Source organism: Streptococcus sp. A11 (assembly GCF_043674225.1).
In the GTDB taxonomy this organism is placed as follows: Bacteria; Bacillota; Bacilli; order Lactobacillales; family Streptococcaceae; genus Streptococcus; species Streptococcus suis_V.
Genome location: NZ_JBIMJS010000016.1, coordinates 39,242 through 54,455 on the forward strand (window position 1 = coordinate 39,242; position 15,214 = coordinate 54,455).

Below are 15,214 nucleotides of genomic sequence, written 5' to 3' on the forward strand. Positions count from 1 at the left end.
CACCACCTATTCTTGGTTATTTTTTTGCCAGGAAAACTGATTGGCTGCTTCTACAATGAATGATTGCAGAGCGGTTCTACCAGGCAAACAAAGCCAGGATTCTTGTAACAAGTCCTCGACTGTCATATGTTTTGAAATAGCGAGTGCCAATACATTCATCTGCTCTATATGGTTAGAGGAAGATACCAATTGACCACCAAGTACACGTCCATCCCTTCGACTGACTACCATTTTAAAGTCTATTTCATGTTTATCCCATTGACTGAATGGATGACGGATGCGAATAGTGTCTGTGTCTAACCACAGGTTTGCTTCCCTTTCTGTCAATCCTACGCTAGTCAGATTATAGCCAAACACATGGGTGGAGACAATGCGTTGAACAGGCTTTAAGCTCTTCTGCTTAACCAGTAGATTTTCAGCAACCAGACGCCCTGTCAACATAGCGTGGTTGATCATGGGCAGGTAGGCCTGCCCAAACATGGTAACAGGCATCCGAATTAAATCCCCTACCGCAAAAATTCCAGCTTGGCTGGTTTCAAGATACTCATCCACCAGAATACTACCATCTGTATGCAGGTCCACTAGTCCTTCCACCAAATCTGTATGGGGTCTAAAGTTGGTACCCAAAAGCACCAAGTCCGAATGATATGTTCCCTGCAAACTGCGTAACTGGACTTGACCTATCTCATCCAAGTTAACTTCATTAACTGTTTCCGAAAAATGATAGTCGAGTCCAATTCGGTCAAACTCTCCCCAGATAAAATCGACCATTTCTTGATCGAAATATTTGGCTAAGGGCCATTCTTGTGATTCAATCAACCTGATCTTAATGGATGAACGACTGAGAGCCTCCAAACTTTCAAGACCAATTTGACCAGCTCCTATGACTGTTACCCTTCCGGCCCCTTCAATCTTTTCGAAACTCTTTTTAGCTTCTCCAATAGATTTACTTGTCAAAATCTTTTCCGATAGATCAACCGACTGGTGTCCCCAAACTTGTTGAGCACCCATAGCTAAAATGAGATAGTCGTAGGATAATTCCCGTATGCTTTCTTCTTTTTTTAGCCTTATTTTTTTAGATACAGCTTCTATAGAAATGCATTCCCATCCAAGTAAGAAATGAACGGCCGACTGCTCTAGCCCTTCAAAATAGCCAACCCTCGCTTCTTCCCAGCTTGAAATTTCCCCTTTTACTTTCCAATTGAGTGCATTGGGAAAGTAGCCTGTACTTTCTTCCTTGTCAATCACATAAATAATCGCTTGTGGATAGCGTTTCTGGCATTCCATTGCAGCTGTCAAACCAGCGAATGAAGCACCAATGATCAAAATATTCATCCCGCTTCCTCCCTTCTCCTCCATTATAGCATTGACAAGGCAAATTCTTATTGAAAAGGTTTACACATCCAAACAAAAAAGCACACCTATTTTATGATGTGCTTGAATAAATTTAAATAAAAGGTCGAAAATGGCAGTTAACGCCTTGGTCGATCTCTCTCTCGAATTTCTAGGCTCGGGTTTGCTTTGGTCACTTTCGTATTTCTTGATGACCAGCTGAAACAGTTCCCCGAACTGTTTCACTCCCCCAGACATTGTTCGCTCTCTTATTTCAAAGCTCACGTTAAAATAGTCACTCCCCTGACTATTTTAATAATCCGGTCTAACAACTCCTGTTACTGTGGCTTTGGTTGCTTCGTAGTCGCCGTCCACTACGACTTTGATAATCCGTTTGGCGTCTTCTTCTGGACATGGTACCAATGGTAAGCGGAGTGGTCCAACTTCAAATCCCATGTAATTGAGAACTGCCTTGACTGGTGCAGGACTAGGATAGGAGAATAGAGCATTAACTTTGGGAATAAACTTGCGTTGAATAGCGGCTGCTGTTCGGATATCTTGCTGCTCAATGGCAGTAAACATCTCATGCATCTCATCACCATTGGTATGAGATGCGACCGAAATCACACCATCTGCACCCAAGTTCATAGCATGGAAGGCATCGCCATCTTCACCAGTATAAATCAAGAAATCCTCTGGCTTATTCTCAATCAAGTAAGCCATGTTGGCAAGGCTGGTACACTCTTTTACACCAATGATATTTGGATGCTCCGCCAAACGCAACATGGTTTCTGGCGTCATTTCAACGACAACACGACCTGGGATATTGTAGATAATGATTGGCAAATCAGAAGCATCCGCAATGGCTTTGAAGTGCTGATACATTCCCTCTTGAGAAGGCTTGTTGTAGTAAGGCACAATAGCAAGACCTGCTGCAAATCCACCGAAAGCCGCTACTTCCTTAGCAAACTCAATCGAGTCACGGGTATCATTGGTACCAATACCTGCAATCAAAGGAACGCGACCATTAACGATCTTTTGCACGGCTGCAAACAATTCTAATTCTTCCGCGTGTGTAAGGGTTGGACTTTCAGCAGTTGTTCCTGCTAACAAAATTCCTTCCGTATGATGAGCCAGGAGATGCTCAATCAACTCTGGCAAAACCTCATAGTTAATCGCTCCATCTTCTTTAAAGGGCGTAATCATAGCCGTAATGATTTTTACATCTTGTAAATCTTTAATAGACATAGAACCTCCTAATCAATAAATTCGTATCCAGCTTTCTGAAGAACTTCAATAGCTGCTGGGAAATTATTAGCTTTAGTAAGTATGTAATCAGTATTGAAAGTAGATACTGCAAAGATACTGATTTTTGCCTCTGCTAATATTTGACTAATCTGTGAAAGGATACCCACTAATGAAAAGTCAAGTACCCCTACAACACGAAAAGCTATCCAATCTTTGTCCTCTTCTATAACATTATCAGGAACTTCTTGACTCAGACAAACCAGTGAGTTTTCTTCATCCGTTTTACCGATAAAAACATAAGAACTAGTCAAGTTAATCTTTGTATAATCTTCGAGTTTACAAACCGAAAAATTACCTTTTATAATTTTAAGTTTCATTTGTATATATCTACTTTCTAAAATAGCAAGAATCTGGCCGTTTGGTTAGACAAGCTTGTAAATTGGATAAGAGGTAATAGAAGATTTTATTTCAACTCAAATTTCAATTCTGCAGTTGGACGAACTAAGCCACGTTCATGAAGGGTTTCAGCGATTTGCACAGAGTTCCATGCAGCACCCTTGAGCAAGTTGTCAGAAACAACCCACATGTGAATACCGTTTTCCTTGTCCAAGTCCTTACGGATACGACCTACAAAGGTATCACGGCTACCAACTGCATTGACTGCTTGCGGATAAATTTGATTAGCCACATCGTCTTCTAAAACAGCACCTGGAAAGGCTGCGATGGCTGCTTTTACCTCATCAATTGGCGCGATTGCCTTGGTTTCAATGTAGACAGACTCAGAGTGGGCAGACAAGACTGGAATACGGACGCAGGTTGCAGAAACAGCAATGCTGTCATCTTCCATGATTTTCTTGGTTTCTCTGGTCATCTTCATCTCTTCATAAGTGTAGTCATTTTCAGTGAAGAGGTCAATTTGTGGAATCGCATTGAAACCGATTGGGTAGTGCTTCTTATCGCCACCTGAAGGAAGAATATTTGCTTCTACCGCTTTTGGTTCCACGCCATCATTCAAGACAGAACGAAGTTGAGCTTGGGTTTCCAAGATAGCTCCCATACCTGCACCAGAAACTGCCTGATAAGTCGATACGATAATCCGCTCCAAGCCCCATTTCTGACGAACAGGCTCCAAAGCAACCATCATCTGGATGGTCGAACAGTTAGGACAAGCAATGATACCATTGTGGGCATCCAAGGCATGAGCGTTTACTTCCGGAACAACCAAAGGAACATCTGGATTTTGACGGAAATAAGAAGTGTTGTCCACGACAACTGCGCCAGCTTTAACCGCGTAAGGAGCGTACTTGGCAGATGTAGAACCACCAGCTGAGAAGAGGGCAATATCCACTCCTTCAAAGGCTGTTTCTGTTGTTTTTTCAATGACAATGTCCTGTCCCTTAAACTGCAAGGTCTTACCTGCTGAACGGGCAGAAGCAAGGAAACGCACTTTCTCGATTGGAAGTGTTGACTCTTCCAACATTTTTATCATTTGGGCACCAACTGCACCAGTTGCACCAACAACAGCTACTACATAAGCCATAGAAATCTCCTTTAGGTTAATTCTTCAAAATTTTCTAAAAATTTGTTATTTCATAATTATACCACAAATTTCCTGAATGAAAAGCTGGAATGTGCTAAATTTACAATCAATCTGCTGAAAAGTTCACACTAGACTGAGTAAATTGTCATACAATTTCGACTTGTGCTTATCACCATTCAAAAAAGACAGAAATGACCCAAAACAAGTCATAACTGCCTTATTGTATTTTGTCCACTTGCATTATCCGACTCTGGAGCAGGTAGGGCAGCCGGTACTTGTCAGTCATACACTTCAAAAACTCGTGCATTTCCTGGGCATGACTCTCCAGAAACAGGTCCAATTCCTTGAAGCGTTCCTTTTCTTCATCACTTGCACACTTTTTAAAATAACCCCAAATATGCTGATAGGCAGTGCGCAAAGTTTTTATACTAGGATTGTGAGCTAAAGCCTCCGCTAGCAAACGTTCAAATTCAAGTTCTTTGTCAACTGACCAAACATTTCCCTTAAAAAGCTGACGCAAGGCATTATAGTGATGCTGAGAGTGAGCCATGACCAGATATTTCTCTCTTGCCCATTTCTTCTGAGAGTACTTGAGATTTGTCACTCTTGTCACCTCCTCCTATTTGTCAAACCTAGACCATCGCCAGCCACAGACCCAAACAGACCACCATATATAAATAATGCAATCCTATCAGCAAATACACTAAACCTTTGGACAAAATCGTAATATGCCGATGGACGTAGGGCTGCTTTGGCTTAAGTGGATTGTAGTAAACATCGACGCTAGAACCAATGGAAAAAGGTCCAGCAAAGAACTGGACGTTAGACTGAACAGACTATTCTTATTTCGATAAATAATTAAAGAATCTGGTAAATATTTTCTATCTAGCAAATTATATGCTGTCCCGTTACCAAGCATGATAAGGGTGTTAAAACCGTGACGTATCGACAGGATTGGAAATGTGGACCAACAGCCCAATAATAGCTTTGTCTCACCCAGTAGCCACGACAGGCAGGCTAACGCCATTGTAGGACATGAATGAGTAGTCTTCAACACAGCCTGTCACCTTTGCAGTACAGAGTTCTTTTTTCCGCTTGCTAAGGTAGTAAAATCCATAGATGAGAATGGGGGATAGACTTAATAAAACTATGGTAACAGCTAGTACAATCCAAACAAATAGTTGGCTCCACACTAGTTCTCCTTACTAATCGGAGCTAGGCTGGCCAAAACTTTTTTCAGACCCATTTCTGGAAAATTGATTTTGAGTTCTTGGTTGCTGCCCGATCCTGAAACTTCAAGTACAGTACCGCGACCCCATTTTCGATGGACAGCAATGTCGCCAACGGACCATGTTGTGGCTGAACTAGATGGATTGGAGCTAGCAAAAGGCATGGTCCCCCCAAATCGAGTGGACTGTTGCACAGAAGATTTCCGACTTTGGAGAGCCTGCTGCAAACTCATCCCTTGTCCAAACTGGGTCGCTTTGCCATTGACATAAGAAGCCTTAAAGCTGGTATTAGCTGGACGGGCCAGACCTTGATAATCCAAGAGATCACTTGAAATCTCACGAATAAAACGACTAGGCTGATTGTAATTGCTCCGACCGAACAAGAGGCGGTAATTGGCATTGGTCAAATAAAGAATATGCTCGGCACGGGTGATACCAACGTAAGCCAGACGGCGCTCTTCTTCTAACTCAGCTTCTTCTTCCGCTGCACGACTGAGAGGAAAGACATTTTCCTCCATACCAATGAGAAAGACCACTGGAAATTCCAAGCCCTTGGCCGCATGAAGGGTCATGAGCGTGACTTCCGACGTTTCCTTGTCGCCGTCGTCTGTATCAGCTATCAGGGCCAAATCCAGCAAGAATCGGCTGAGCCTATCCAGCCCTGTCTCTTCTTCCTCTACCTCTTTTTCATCGAAATTTTTGGTCACCGAAAGAAATTCCTGAATGTTTTCAATGCGGGCATTGGCCTCAATCGTTCCTTGTACAGCCAAGGCATTGAGGTAGCCAGTCTTATCTAAGACCACCTCGGCCAATTCGGTCACTGTCATCTCATCCAGTCGATTGCGGAGATTGTATAGCAGGGTTGCAAGGTCAAAAACGGCTTGAGCAGCCTTACCCTTGACACCAGACAGCATAATATCCTGTGATGCTTCAAGCAAGGACATGGCATGCGTCGTCGCAAAGTCCCTAATCTTATCGACTGTTCCCGGTCCTACTCCGCGTTTGGGTTCATTGACAATGCGCTCGTAAGAAATATTGTCCGCAGGGTTGGCAATAATATTCAGATAGGAAATCACATCACGGATTTCCTTACGGCTATAGAACTTGGTCCCGCCCACCATAGTGTAAGGAATATTTGCCTTGAGCAGGGCCTCCTCAATGGTACGAGACTGGGCATTGGTCCGGTAAAGAACGGCGAAGTCCTTATAAGGCTTGCCTTCACGATGGTGTTGGTCAATTTGACTGGCAACATAAATCGCCTCATCGCCCTCATCGCGCGCACGATAGTAGGTAATCAAATCTCCCTGAGCATTTTGCGTCCACAACTTCTTCGGACGGCGGTTGCGATTGTTCTCAATAACCTCATTGGCTGCCTGAAGGACTGTCTTGGTCGAGCGGTAATTTTCCTCCAGCAAAACCACCTTGCTTTCTGGATAATCCTTCTCAAAATCCAAGATATTTTGCATATCCGCCCCACGCCAGCCATAGATGGACTGGTCCGCATCACCGACCACACAGATATTCTTAAAGCGTGACGCTAAGAGTTTGACCAGCTGATACTGGGCGTGGTTGGTATCTTGGTACTCATCGACATGGATATATTGAAATTTCTGCTGGTAGTAGGTCAGGACGTCAGGATTTTGGTCAAATAGGCGGAGCGTCAACATGATTAGGTCATCAAAATCGACTGCCTCTGACTGACGGAGTTCTTTCTGATAAGCCTTGTAGCATTTGGCAACAATCTGCGTATAGAGATCGCCTGCCTGCGCCTCATAAGCCACATCATCAATCAAATCATTCTTGGCATTGGAAATGGTTGCCAAAATGGTTCGTTCACTCCATTTTTTCGGGTCCAGATTTAGAGTTTTCAAAATCCGTTTCATCAGCGTGCGTTGCTCACCCGGATCTACTATGGTAAAGTTACGGTTATAGCCAATGTGATCCGCATCCCGACGCAAAATCCGTACACACATGGAGTGGAAAGTGGCAATCAAGCAGTCTTGCGTAGCAGGATTGAGCGCATAGGCCCGCTCCTTCATCTCCCGCGCAGCCTTATTGGTAAAGGTAATGGCCAAAATATTCCAAGGATTAACCATTTTTTCATCAATCAGATAAGCAATGCGGTGGGTTAGAACACGAGTCTTGCCTGAGCCCGCACCTGCCATAATTAAGAGCGGACCTTCCGTTGTCTGAACAGCCTCCGCCTGTCTATCGTTCATTCCATTTAATAAAGGGTTCATATTCTCATACTTTCTCAAAATGTAATTACTCTCCATTATACCAAAATATACTTCATTTACGAAATGTCAGACCAGTAAAAAAGCCCAGAGAAAACTCTGGACCTTATTTTATCAATTAAGCTTATTCCGCACCAAGTGCTGCCATTGTTATGTAGTTGTATGGCTTGTTGAAGTGTGGCAAGAAGAAGAGATCCATCAATGCCAACTCTTCGATTGTCACTTGTTTCATGATAGCAAGTGAGAACATGTGGATACCCATTGACATATCTTCGCGTGATACCATTTGGCAACCAAGAACAACACGTGTATCTTTGTCAAAGACAATCTTGATTGCTACTTCGTGGTTATTATGTTTAATAAATTCAGGTTTTTGAAGGTCTGTGAATGACGCTACTGCTGCGTTGAAACCAGCATCTTTCGCGCGCTCTTCTGTCAAACCAGTTGAAACCATGTTAAGACCGAAGATTGAGATACCATTTGAACCTTGAACACCAACACCTTCCAACTCATGACCAGTTGCGTTGTGTGCTGCTACGATACCTGTACGAACAGCGTTTGAAGCAAGAGCGATGTAGCTTGTATCTTGACGAGCGTTGTCGTAGATAGTTGCACAGTCACCGATTGCATAAACGTCTTTCATGCTTGTTTCTTGTTTCTTGTCAACGATCCATGCACCGTTACGGAAGGTTTCCAATTGACCTTTAGCAAGACCTGTGTTAGGACGGAAGCCTACACACATGATAACCATGTCAACGTCAAATGTTTCTTTATCAGTCACAAGACGCTCAACTTTACCGTCACCTTCAACAGCTTGAACAGCTTGACCAAGAGCCAATTTCACACCGTTTTCTTCAAGGTTTTTGTTCATCATTTCAGTAAAGTCGCGGTCATAGTATGCACCCATAACTGTTGGAGCGATATCAACAAGAACAACTTCTTTACCTTTACGTTTGAAGCTTTCTGCAAGCTCAACACCGATGTAACCACCACCAACAACAGCTACACGGTTAATGTCTGGCTTTTCAAGCTTGTTGATTACGTCTTCAGCGTTTTGGTACAATTTAACAAATTGAAGGTTTTCAAGAGTTGCTTCAAAGTCAGTTGAACCTTCTTTGATTTCCACACCTTTGATTGGTGGGATGATTGGTTGTGAACCAGTCGCAAGAATCAATTTTTCGTATGATTCTACGTGCTCTTTACCGTCAACAATTGCAGTAACTTCTTTTTTCTCGAAGTCAATGTCTACAACTGGTGATTGCATGTGAACGGTTGCGCCCATGCTTTCCAATTGCTCTTTATCTGAGTAGAAAAGACCTTCTGGACCATCGATTTGTTCACCGATCCAAAGTGCCATACCACAACCCAAGAAAGAAATGTTTGAGTTTTGGTCAAATGTTACGATTTCATTTTCAGCACCGTAGTTTGACAACATTGTTTTGATACATGCAGTACCAGCGTGGTTTGTACCCACAACGACGATTTTAGCCATAATGGAAAATCTCACTTTCGAAAATATATTTTTTTACATTATCCATTATACACATGTCTGTTACCGATTTCAAAAATAATGCTCATAAAATCACAAAAATTTTAAGATTCTTCTTCAAAGGTTCCCGTCACAAACATGGTGAAGCTAGCTCTGACTAATTTTTGACCTTTTTCATTGGTAACAACTGCTTCTACCAACTTGGTTGAACGACCATCGTGAACAATTTCTGCCGTGATAGTCAACTTGTCTCCCAGATGGCCCGCCCTTGTAAAATGAACATTGGACTGGAGGGTCACACACTTGTATCCCTGAGAGAAAACAGCCAGTCCAGCAACATTATCACAAAAGGTAAACAGATAACCTCCGTGGGTCATGCCATAAATATTCAAGGAAGACTCAACTACTCTTGTCTCAATGACCACTCGACCATTTGAGACCTCAACCAACTCATAATTTTCAAACACCAAAACCGGTGGAATATGATATTTATCCATGTTTACTCCTCGTGTTTTTTTCTCCATTTTACGGGAAAAAATCCTTTCTTGCAAATACTTACTATATCAACAATCAACTTTCTACCCATTTTGTGAGGATTGTGCTAAAATATGGAAAACTCAAGGAGAACAACTATGTACGAATTTGTCTTAGAATACGGGTCCTTCCCTGTAAAATTGATTGATGGTTTTGTCGACAACCGCGTCGAAATCCCTGAATGGCTGGAAGGGGATGAGGAGATGATTGCTAGACTTCATGCCATCAACGAGCTCTTCCACCAACTCTTTCACACTGTAGAATGTAAATTTGACTACATCGGCAAACAATTTCCAGACAAGATTGAGCAACTGAGGGAACTCTATCACCCCTTGGCAGAAGATTTGCTGGCTAAATACGGTGAGCAAGTAGACTTGAAAATTGAACCATTTATTTTATAAAAGATAAGGGAGGTGATTTTGGTCACCTCTCTTCTGCTATCTTATACTCACGGCCATAGTCATCTCGTGTCAGGTAGCCATAATCCACCAAATATCGCCGCAAAATGGCAAAATCATCGTAGATTTCTGCCAAGAAAGCATTGACTTCTTTTTCAGTAAAAACCTGACCTCTTTCACCTAGTTTATCACGCAAGTAGGCAAATAAGACCTGCTTGCTGTTTAATTTTTTAGGAATAACGATAAGCTTCCCATCTCGAAAAAATTTTTCTTGAATATCTTGAGTGTTCATACTTCCCTCCAAAAAATCCTAGCCCGCTGACTAGGATTTAGTAGTATAGTCTTTCAGTTTGCTTTTAGTACTAGGCAACGAGCTGCAGACAGTACTGGAGTACGGCAAAGCGAGTTAACGAAGTAATAAAAGATAAAATGAAAGACTAAAGTTTAACGAATTTCAGCACCAAGCTCTACCAAAGCCTTACTAATTTTCTCCATGTACTTAGCCACTTCTTCATCCGTCAGGCTATCCGCTGGATTCTGGAAAGTCAGGTTGTAAGCCATAGACTTCTTACCAACCTCAATATTATTGCCCGCATAGACATCAAAGAGGGTTACCTTGGTCAAGCGTTTCACGCCCGCAGCCGCAATGGCATCCAGGACATCCTGGTGTTTGACATCACTGCTCAAGAGCAGGGCAATATCACGGCTAACCGCTGGGAATTTAGAGATTTCGGTAAATGGCTGAGCAGGCTGGAGAGCTTCCTCAATCGCATCCAGATTGATTTCAGCCACATAGGTTTCTGGAATACCGTAGTCCTTAGCCGTTTGAGGATGTACCTGACCGACAAAGCCAATCACAGCCCCATTCAAATGGATTTCAGCTGTACGACCTGGGTGCAAGGCAGCAATCTCACTGGTTGCCACAAAGTCAACAGCCAACTTGTAATGACCAAAGATAGCTTCCAAGATACCTTTGGCATGGAAAAAATCAACGGGCACAGCTGGTGTCTGGAAGTCTTTCTCAGCTACCAAACCAGTCAAGACAAGGGCAAACTTATTGATTTCTTGCGGCAGGTCTTCTTTTGGATTGCCAGACTGTTCAAAGATTTTACCGATTTCGTAGAGAGCCAAGTTCTTGTTCTTACGAGCCACGTTGTAGGCCACTGTTTCTAGCATACCAGACACCATGTTCTGACGAAGGGCAGAGCGGTCAACAGTCATAGGCCACATGAGTTCGGTGACTGTGGTTGGACGAGCCGCAAACTCCACAGCCTTCTCAGGCGTTGTCAGAGCGTAAGAAATGATTTCTGTCAGACCTGCACCTTCTGCCAGGCTACGAACTTGGCGACGGAGGTTCTGGGTCAGGGTCAACTCACCTGCTGTTCCGTCCTCTTTCGGAAGAGTGGTCGGCAGATTATTGTAACCATAAATACGAGCGATTTCCTCTACCAAGTCTGCTGGAATGCGAATGTCCCAACGGCGACGTGGTACTGCGACTGTAAACCGACTTGCATCGCCAGTTGTTTCCATACCTAAACGACGGAAAATATCTGCGATTTTGGCATAGTCAAGATTAGTCCCGAGCGAGCGGTTAACGTAATCAATAGTTGCTGTGACTGGGACGTTCGAAGTGTCCACGCTACCCGCAGCAACGATACCAGACAAGACCTGACCACCAGCCAGCTCTGCAATCATAGCAGCTGCTGTGTCCATAGCCTCCGTCAAGCTCGCTACGTTGATACCCTTTTCAAATCGAGAAGAGGACTCAGAGCGAAGGTTGAGGCGACCTGAGGTCTTGCGGATAGACTTGCCGTCAAAGAGGGCAGCTTCCAAAACAACCGTTTTAGAATTATTGTCAATCTCAGTATTAGCACCACCCATGACACCACCGAGGGCAACCGCCTTGTCCGCAACGGAAATGACGATGTCGTCAGCAATCAAGTCACGCTCCTCGCCGTCAAGAGTTACCAAGTTCTCACCCTCTTTTGCCTGACGAGCCACGATTTTCTTGCCATCAAACTTGTCAAAGTCAAAGGCGTGCATTGGCTGACCGAAGTAGAGCAAGATGTAGTTGGTGATATCCACCACGTTGTTAAGCGGGCGAATACCTGCGTTCATGAGCAGGTTTTGCAACCACTGCGGGCTCGGTGCGATAGTCACATTTTCAATAACACGGGCCGTGTAGGCAGTCACCTTGTCTGACTCAATGGCCACTTCAATCACATCGCTGGCCTTCTTGTCGCTTTCATCCAAGGCTACAGGCTTAAAGTTGACCTTGCTGTCATAGATAGCTGCCACTTCGTGAGCCACACCACGCATAGAGAGGGCGTCGGCACGGTTTGGTGTGATGGACAACTCAATAATCTCGTCGTCGAGGTCAAGGTATGAAAAGACTGGATCACCCACGACTGCATCTTCCGGCAGGTGGTAGATACCGTCCGCATAGACTTTTGGCACAACTGAGTCGGACACGCCGATTTCGCTCAATGAGCAGAGCATACCCAAAGACTCAACCCCGCGGATTTTGCCTTTCTTAATCTTGTAGTTGCCAGCGATACGAGCTCCTGGCAGAGCGACGATCACCTTGATGCCTGGCTTGACATTTGGAGCACCGCAAACGATTTGCGTGATTTCGTCACCCACATTGACCTGACAGATGTTGAGGTGGGTATCTGGAATTGGCTCAGCAGACACAACCTGACCGACAACCAACTTAGAAAGGCCAGCACTCTTTTGCTCAACACCTTCTACTTCAATTCCTGTTGTTGACATTTTTTCAGACAAGTCATGGCTTGTCGCATCAAAGTCAACCAGTTCTTTTAACCATTTGTAACTTACTAACATATTATCCTTTCTGGTGCAAAGGCCGTTTCAGTAGCCAATCCACATCAATCTTATCACCGACCGCAAATTCATGCTGGCCAAATTTTTCAAATCCGTATTTTGCATAGAATTGCTGAGCTTTATAATTATGTTCCCAGACTCCCAGCCAGACCCAGTCACAAGTTGACTGCTCTGCTTTTTCCAAAGCAAATTCAAACAAGACCTTCCCAAGACCACGGCCTTGAAAAGCCTGCAAGAGATAGACCCGCTGAATTTCAAAGGCATTTTCCAACTCCTGCTCCGTCTGGGCAGGACCTTGGTTGAGCTTGAGATAACCAGCCACCTGATCATCAATCCTTAGAAAATAATGCTGGCAATTGGGGTCCGACATCTCACGGGTCAAAACATCTAACGAATAAGCTTCCTCGAAGAAGTTTTCTAATTCTTTAGTGTCATTATCGTGAGCAAAGGTTTCAGCAAAGGTCTGCTTGGCCAACTCCTGCAAAACGGAAACCTCTTCCAAACGTATAGGATCAATCTGCATCTCATTGCCTCTCATTTCTAACCGGGCTAGGAAAGTCGCTCAATAGCGATTTCCCCTTCACTTTACTCGTCCGTGGTTACGACGTTCTAAGGTTGAAAACGACATTTTTTCAACCTTAGAACTAGTGAGACAATTAGACAGTTCTCCATAGCGACTGTCGTCTCATAAATAGGTGCTTCAGCACCATTTATGAGTATCGGAGTCCAACGGTTTAGAGTTGAAAACGATACTTTTCAACTCTAAACCTAGTGAGGGGAGTAGGTAGACCGCTAGAGCGGCTTCCGTTTCTCTCAAACAACAATCTACTAACCTTTATCAGATTACGACGGATTTCAAGCAAAACGATTTTTTTGCTTGAAATCCGTCGTAAGGTAGCTAGGAAAGTCGCAGAATAGCGATTCCCGTCTACTTAAGAGCTGACTTTGTCAGCCTTAAGTAGTGCTACGTTAAAACTGCTCCGAAAAGCGTACATCACCTTGGTAGAAACCACGAATATCGTTGATACCGTAGCGAAGCATGGCAATACGTTCCTGACCAAGACCGAAGGCAAATCCAGAGTACTTGGTTGAGTCAATTCCACTCATTTCCAATACTTGTGGGTGTACCATACCGGCACCGAGGATTTCAATCCAGCCTGTTTTCTTACATACGTTACAGCCATCACCACCACACTTGAAGCAGGAAACATCTACCTCAACAGAAGGCTCTGTGAATGGGAAGTATGATGGACGCAGGCGAATCTGACGCTCTTCACCAAACATTTTCTTGATAATCATTTCAAGCGTACCTTTGAGATCGCCCATGGATACATTTTCACCGACAACCAAGCCTTCAATCTGGTGGAACTGGTGGCTGTGGGTCGCATCGTCCGTATCACGACGGAATACACGTCCAGGCGAAATCATCTTCAAGGCACCTTTTGAGAAATCATGTTGGTCCATAGTCCGTGCCTGAACAGGTGAGGTATGGGTCCGCATAAGAATTTCTTCTGTGATGTAGAAGGTATCTTGCATATCACGCGCTGGATGATCTTTTGGCAAGTTCATCCGCTCAAAATTGTAGTAATCTTTTTCCACTTCAAATCCGTCAACGATTTGGAAGCCCATGCCTAAGAAAATATCTTCGATTTCTTCAGAAGTTTGGGTCAAAACATGACGTTTTCCGACCTTGACCTGACGACCTGGCAGGGTCACATCAATGGTTTCGGATGCTAATTGTTGTTGGATTTTTGCTGCTGCAACCTTCTGAGCTGTTTCTTCAAAAGCAGCCGTCAGCACATCGCGCACTTCATTAACCTGCTTACCAACGATTGGTTTCATGTCGTTAGACAGGTCTTTCAAACCTTTCAACAGGTCCGTCAAGGACCCTTTTTTACCCAAAACTGCAACACGCAGGTCTTGCAGTTCTTTTTCTCCTTTGTGCTGGATTTCTTTTAACTTTTCAAGTGTGGTTTGGCTTAATTCAGCCAACTGTTGTTCAATATTTGACATAATTCCTCCAATAAAAAAAACGCATGACACCACTCGTATCGGAGCGTTGTCACGCGGTACCATCCGTTTTCATCTGCTAGGCAGACCTTCATTCTAAGTCCTTGCGTGAGTGAATTCGACCAACTTTCACTGATTGAGCTTGCAGTCACGGCTCAACTCCCTGGGCAGTTTCCATAGGTGTACTAGTCTCACAGACTTCTATTCAATTAAGAATATTCTATCAAAAATAAGAAAGTTTGGCAATAAATATCCCTAGAAAAACTCCCTCTATCTTGTAGCGTTACAATAGATGTGAGACTTCTAGAAGTCAAAAAGAAGATTCCCTGATATGATAAGAGTACCACCACTCA

Annotated in this window: 13 protein-coding genes; 1 reads left to right on the plus strand and 12 read right to left on the minus strand. The window is 43.7% G+C overall.

The features are described 5' to 3' along the window. Nucleotides 1–6 precede the first annotated feature (6 nt). The 8 genes from ACHBIF_RS09150 to ACHBIF_RS09185 form a co-directional block, all read right to left on the minus strand. Nucleotides 7–1,335, minus strand: a complete 1,329-nt coding sequence (locus tag ACHBIF_RS09150; protein WP_125265493.1) for an FAD/NAD(P)-binding oxidoreductase — start codon at nt 1,333–1,335, stop codon at nt 7–9. Between the two features lie 309 nt (nt 1,336–1,644). After that, nucleotides 1,645–2,580 (minus strand): 4-hydroxy-tetrahydrodipicolinate synthase, encoded by a 936-nt coding sequence (gene dapA, locus ACHBIF_RS09155; protein WP_394720063.1) that lies wholly within the window; start codon nt 2,578–2,580, stop codon nt 1,645–1,647. 8 nt (nt 2,581–2,588) lie between these two features. After that, complete coding sequence (locus ACHBIF_RS09160) at nt 2,589–2,957, minus strand: ACT domain-containing protein (RefSeq protein ID WP_105122216.1); 369 nt, start codon at nt 2,955–2,957, stop codon at nt 2,589–2,591. Nucleotides 2,958–3,043: 86 nt separating this feature from the next. Further along, complete coding sequence (locus ACHBIF_RS09165) at nt 3,044–4,120, minus strand: aspartate-semialdehyde dehydrogenase (protein WP_394720065.1); 1,077 nt, start codon at nt 4,118–4,120, stop codon at nt 3,044–3,046. 217 nt (nt 4,121–4,337) lie between these two features. Further along, complete coding sequence (locus tag ACHBIF_RS09170) at nt 4,338–4,670, minus strand: YbgA family protein (RefSeq protein WP_394720075.1); 333 nt, start codon at nt 4,668–4,670, stop codon at nt 4,338–4,340. A 642-nt stretch (nt 4,671–5,312) separates the two neighbouring features. Next, complete coding sequence (gene pcrA, locus ACHBIF_RS09175; protein WP_394720068.1) at nt 5,313–7,589, minus strand: DNA helicase PcrA; 2,277 nt, start codon at nt 7,587–7,589, stop codon at nt 5,313–5,315. 121 nt (nt 7,590–7,710) lie between these two features. After that, nucleotides 7,711–9,078, minus strand: coding sequence for a H2O-forming NADH oxidase (gene nox, locus ACHBIF_RS09180; RefSeq protein ID WP_105122213.1), 1,368 nt, complete (start codon nt 9,076–9,078; stop codon nt 7,711–7,713). A gap of 101 nt (nt 9,079–9,179) precedes the next feature. After that, complete coding sequence (locus ACHBIF_RS09185; RefSeq protein ID WP_105112007.1) at nt 9,180–9,572, minus strand: PaaI family thioesterase; 393 nt, start codon at nt 9,570–9,572, stop codon at nt 9,180–9,182. 135 nt (nt 9,573–9,707) lie between these two features. On the opposite strand from ACHBIF_RS09185, the gene ACHBIF_RS09190 reads away from it, so the two are divergent. Then, the gene (locus ACHBIF_RS09190) at nt 9,708–10,010 is read left to right on the plus strand and encodes a hypothetical protein (protein WP_105137801.1); all 303 of its coding nucleotides are present in this window, start codon (nt 9,708–9,710) and stop codon (nt 10,008–10,010) included. A gap of 22 nt (nt 10,011–10,032) precedes the next feature. Here the strand turns inward: ACHBIF_RS09190 and ACHBIF_RS09195 are convergent, their stop codons facing one another. The 4 genes from ACHBIF_RS09195 to pheS form a co-directional block, all read right to left on the minus strand. Continuing rightward, nucleotides 10,033–10,299, minus strand: a complete 267-nt coding sequence (locus ACHBIF_RS09195) for a DUF2087 domain-containing protein (RefSeq protein ID WP_105112009.1) — start codon at nt 10,297–10,299, stop codon at nt 10,033–10,035. Between the two features lie 152 nt (nt 10,300–10,451). Further along, nucleotides 10,452–12,851 carry a phenylalanine--tRNA ligase subunit beta gene (gene pheT / locus ACHBIF_RS09200; RefSeq protein ID WP_394720072.1) on the minus strand — a complete coding sequence of 800 codons (2,400 nt, stop codon included), beginning with the start codon at nt 12,849–12,851 and terminating at the stop codon, nt 10,452–10,454. Nucleotide 12,852: 1 nt separating this feature from the next. After that, complete coding sequence (locus ACHBIF_RS09205; protein ID WP_105112011.1) at nt 12,853–13,374, minus strand: GNAT family N-acetyltransferase; 522 nt, start codon at nt 13,372–13,374, stop codon at nt 12,853–12,855. A 446-nt stretch (nt 13,375–13,820) separates the two neighbouring features. Continuing rightward, nucleotides 13,821–14,864 carry a phenylalanine--tRNA ligase subunit alpha gene (gene pheS, locus ACHBIF_RS09210; RefSeq protein WP_105112012.1) on the minus strand — a complete coding sequence of 348 codons (1,044 nt, stop codon included), beginning with the start codon at nt 14,862–14,864 and terminating at the stop codon, nt 13,821–13,823. Nucleotides 14,865–15,214: the final 350 nt, after the last annotated feature.

Excerpts from the sequence above, each read along its gene's own strand:
- ACHBIF_RS09205 (WP_105112011.1), bottom strand. The coding sequence starts at position 13,374 with ATGCAGATTGATCCTATACGTTTGGAAGAGGTTTCCGTTTTGCAGGAG.
- ACHBIF_RS09150 (WP_125265493.1), bottom strand. The coding sequence starts at position 1,335 with ATGAATATTTTGATCATTGGTGCTTCATTCGCTGGTTTGACAGCTGCA.
- ACHBIF_RS09165 (WP_394720065.1), bottom strand. The coding sequence starts at position 4,120 with ATGGCTTATGTAGTAGCTGTTGTTGGTGCAACTGGTGCAGTTGGTGCC.
- ACHBIF_RS09185 (WP_105112007.1), bottom strand. The coding sequence starts at position 9,572 with ATGGATAAATATCATATTCCACCGGTTTTGGTGTTTGAAAATTATGAG.
- pheT (WP_394720072.1), bottom strand. The coding sequence starts at position 12,851 with ATGTTAGTAAGTTACAAATGGTTAAAAGAACTGGTTGACTTTGATGCG.
- nox (WP_105122213.1), bottom strand. The coding sequence starts at position 9,078 with ATGGCTAAAATCGTCGTTGTGGGTACAAACCACGCTGGTACTGCATGT.
- dapA (WP_394720063.1), bottom strand. The coding sequence starts at position 2,580 with ATGTCTATTAAAGATTTACAAGATGTAAAAATCATTACGGCTATGATT.
- pheS (WP_105112012.1), bottom strand. The coding sequence starts at position 14,864 with ATGTCAAATATTGAACAACAGTTGGCTGAATTAAGCCAAACCACACTT.
- ACHBIF_RS09195 (WP_105112009.1), bottom strand. The coding sequence starts at position 10,299 with ATGAACACTCAAGATATTCAAGAAAAATTTTTTCGAGATGGGAAGCTT.
- ACHBIF_RS09160 (WP_105122216.1), bottom strand. The coding sequence starts at position 2,957 with ATGAAACTTAAAATTATAAAAGGTAATTTTTCGGTTTGTAAACTCGAA.
- pcrA (WP_394720068.1), bottom strand. The coding sequence starts at position 7,589 with ATGAACCCTTTATTAAATGGAATGAACGATAGACAGGCGGAGGCTGTT.
- ACHBIF_RS09170 (WP_394720075.1), bottom strand. The coding sequence starts at position 4,670 with ATGGCTCACTCTCAGCATCACTATAATGCCTTGCGTCAGCTTTTTAAG.
- ACHBIF_RS09190 (WP_105137801.1), top strand. The coding sequence starts at position 9,708 with ATGTACGAATTTGTCTTAGAATACGGGTCCTTCCCTGTAAAATTGATT.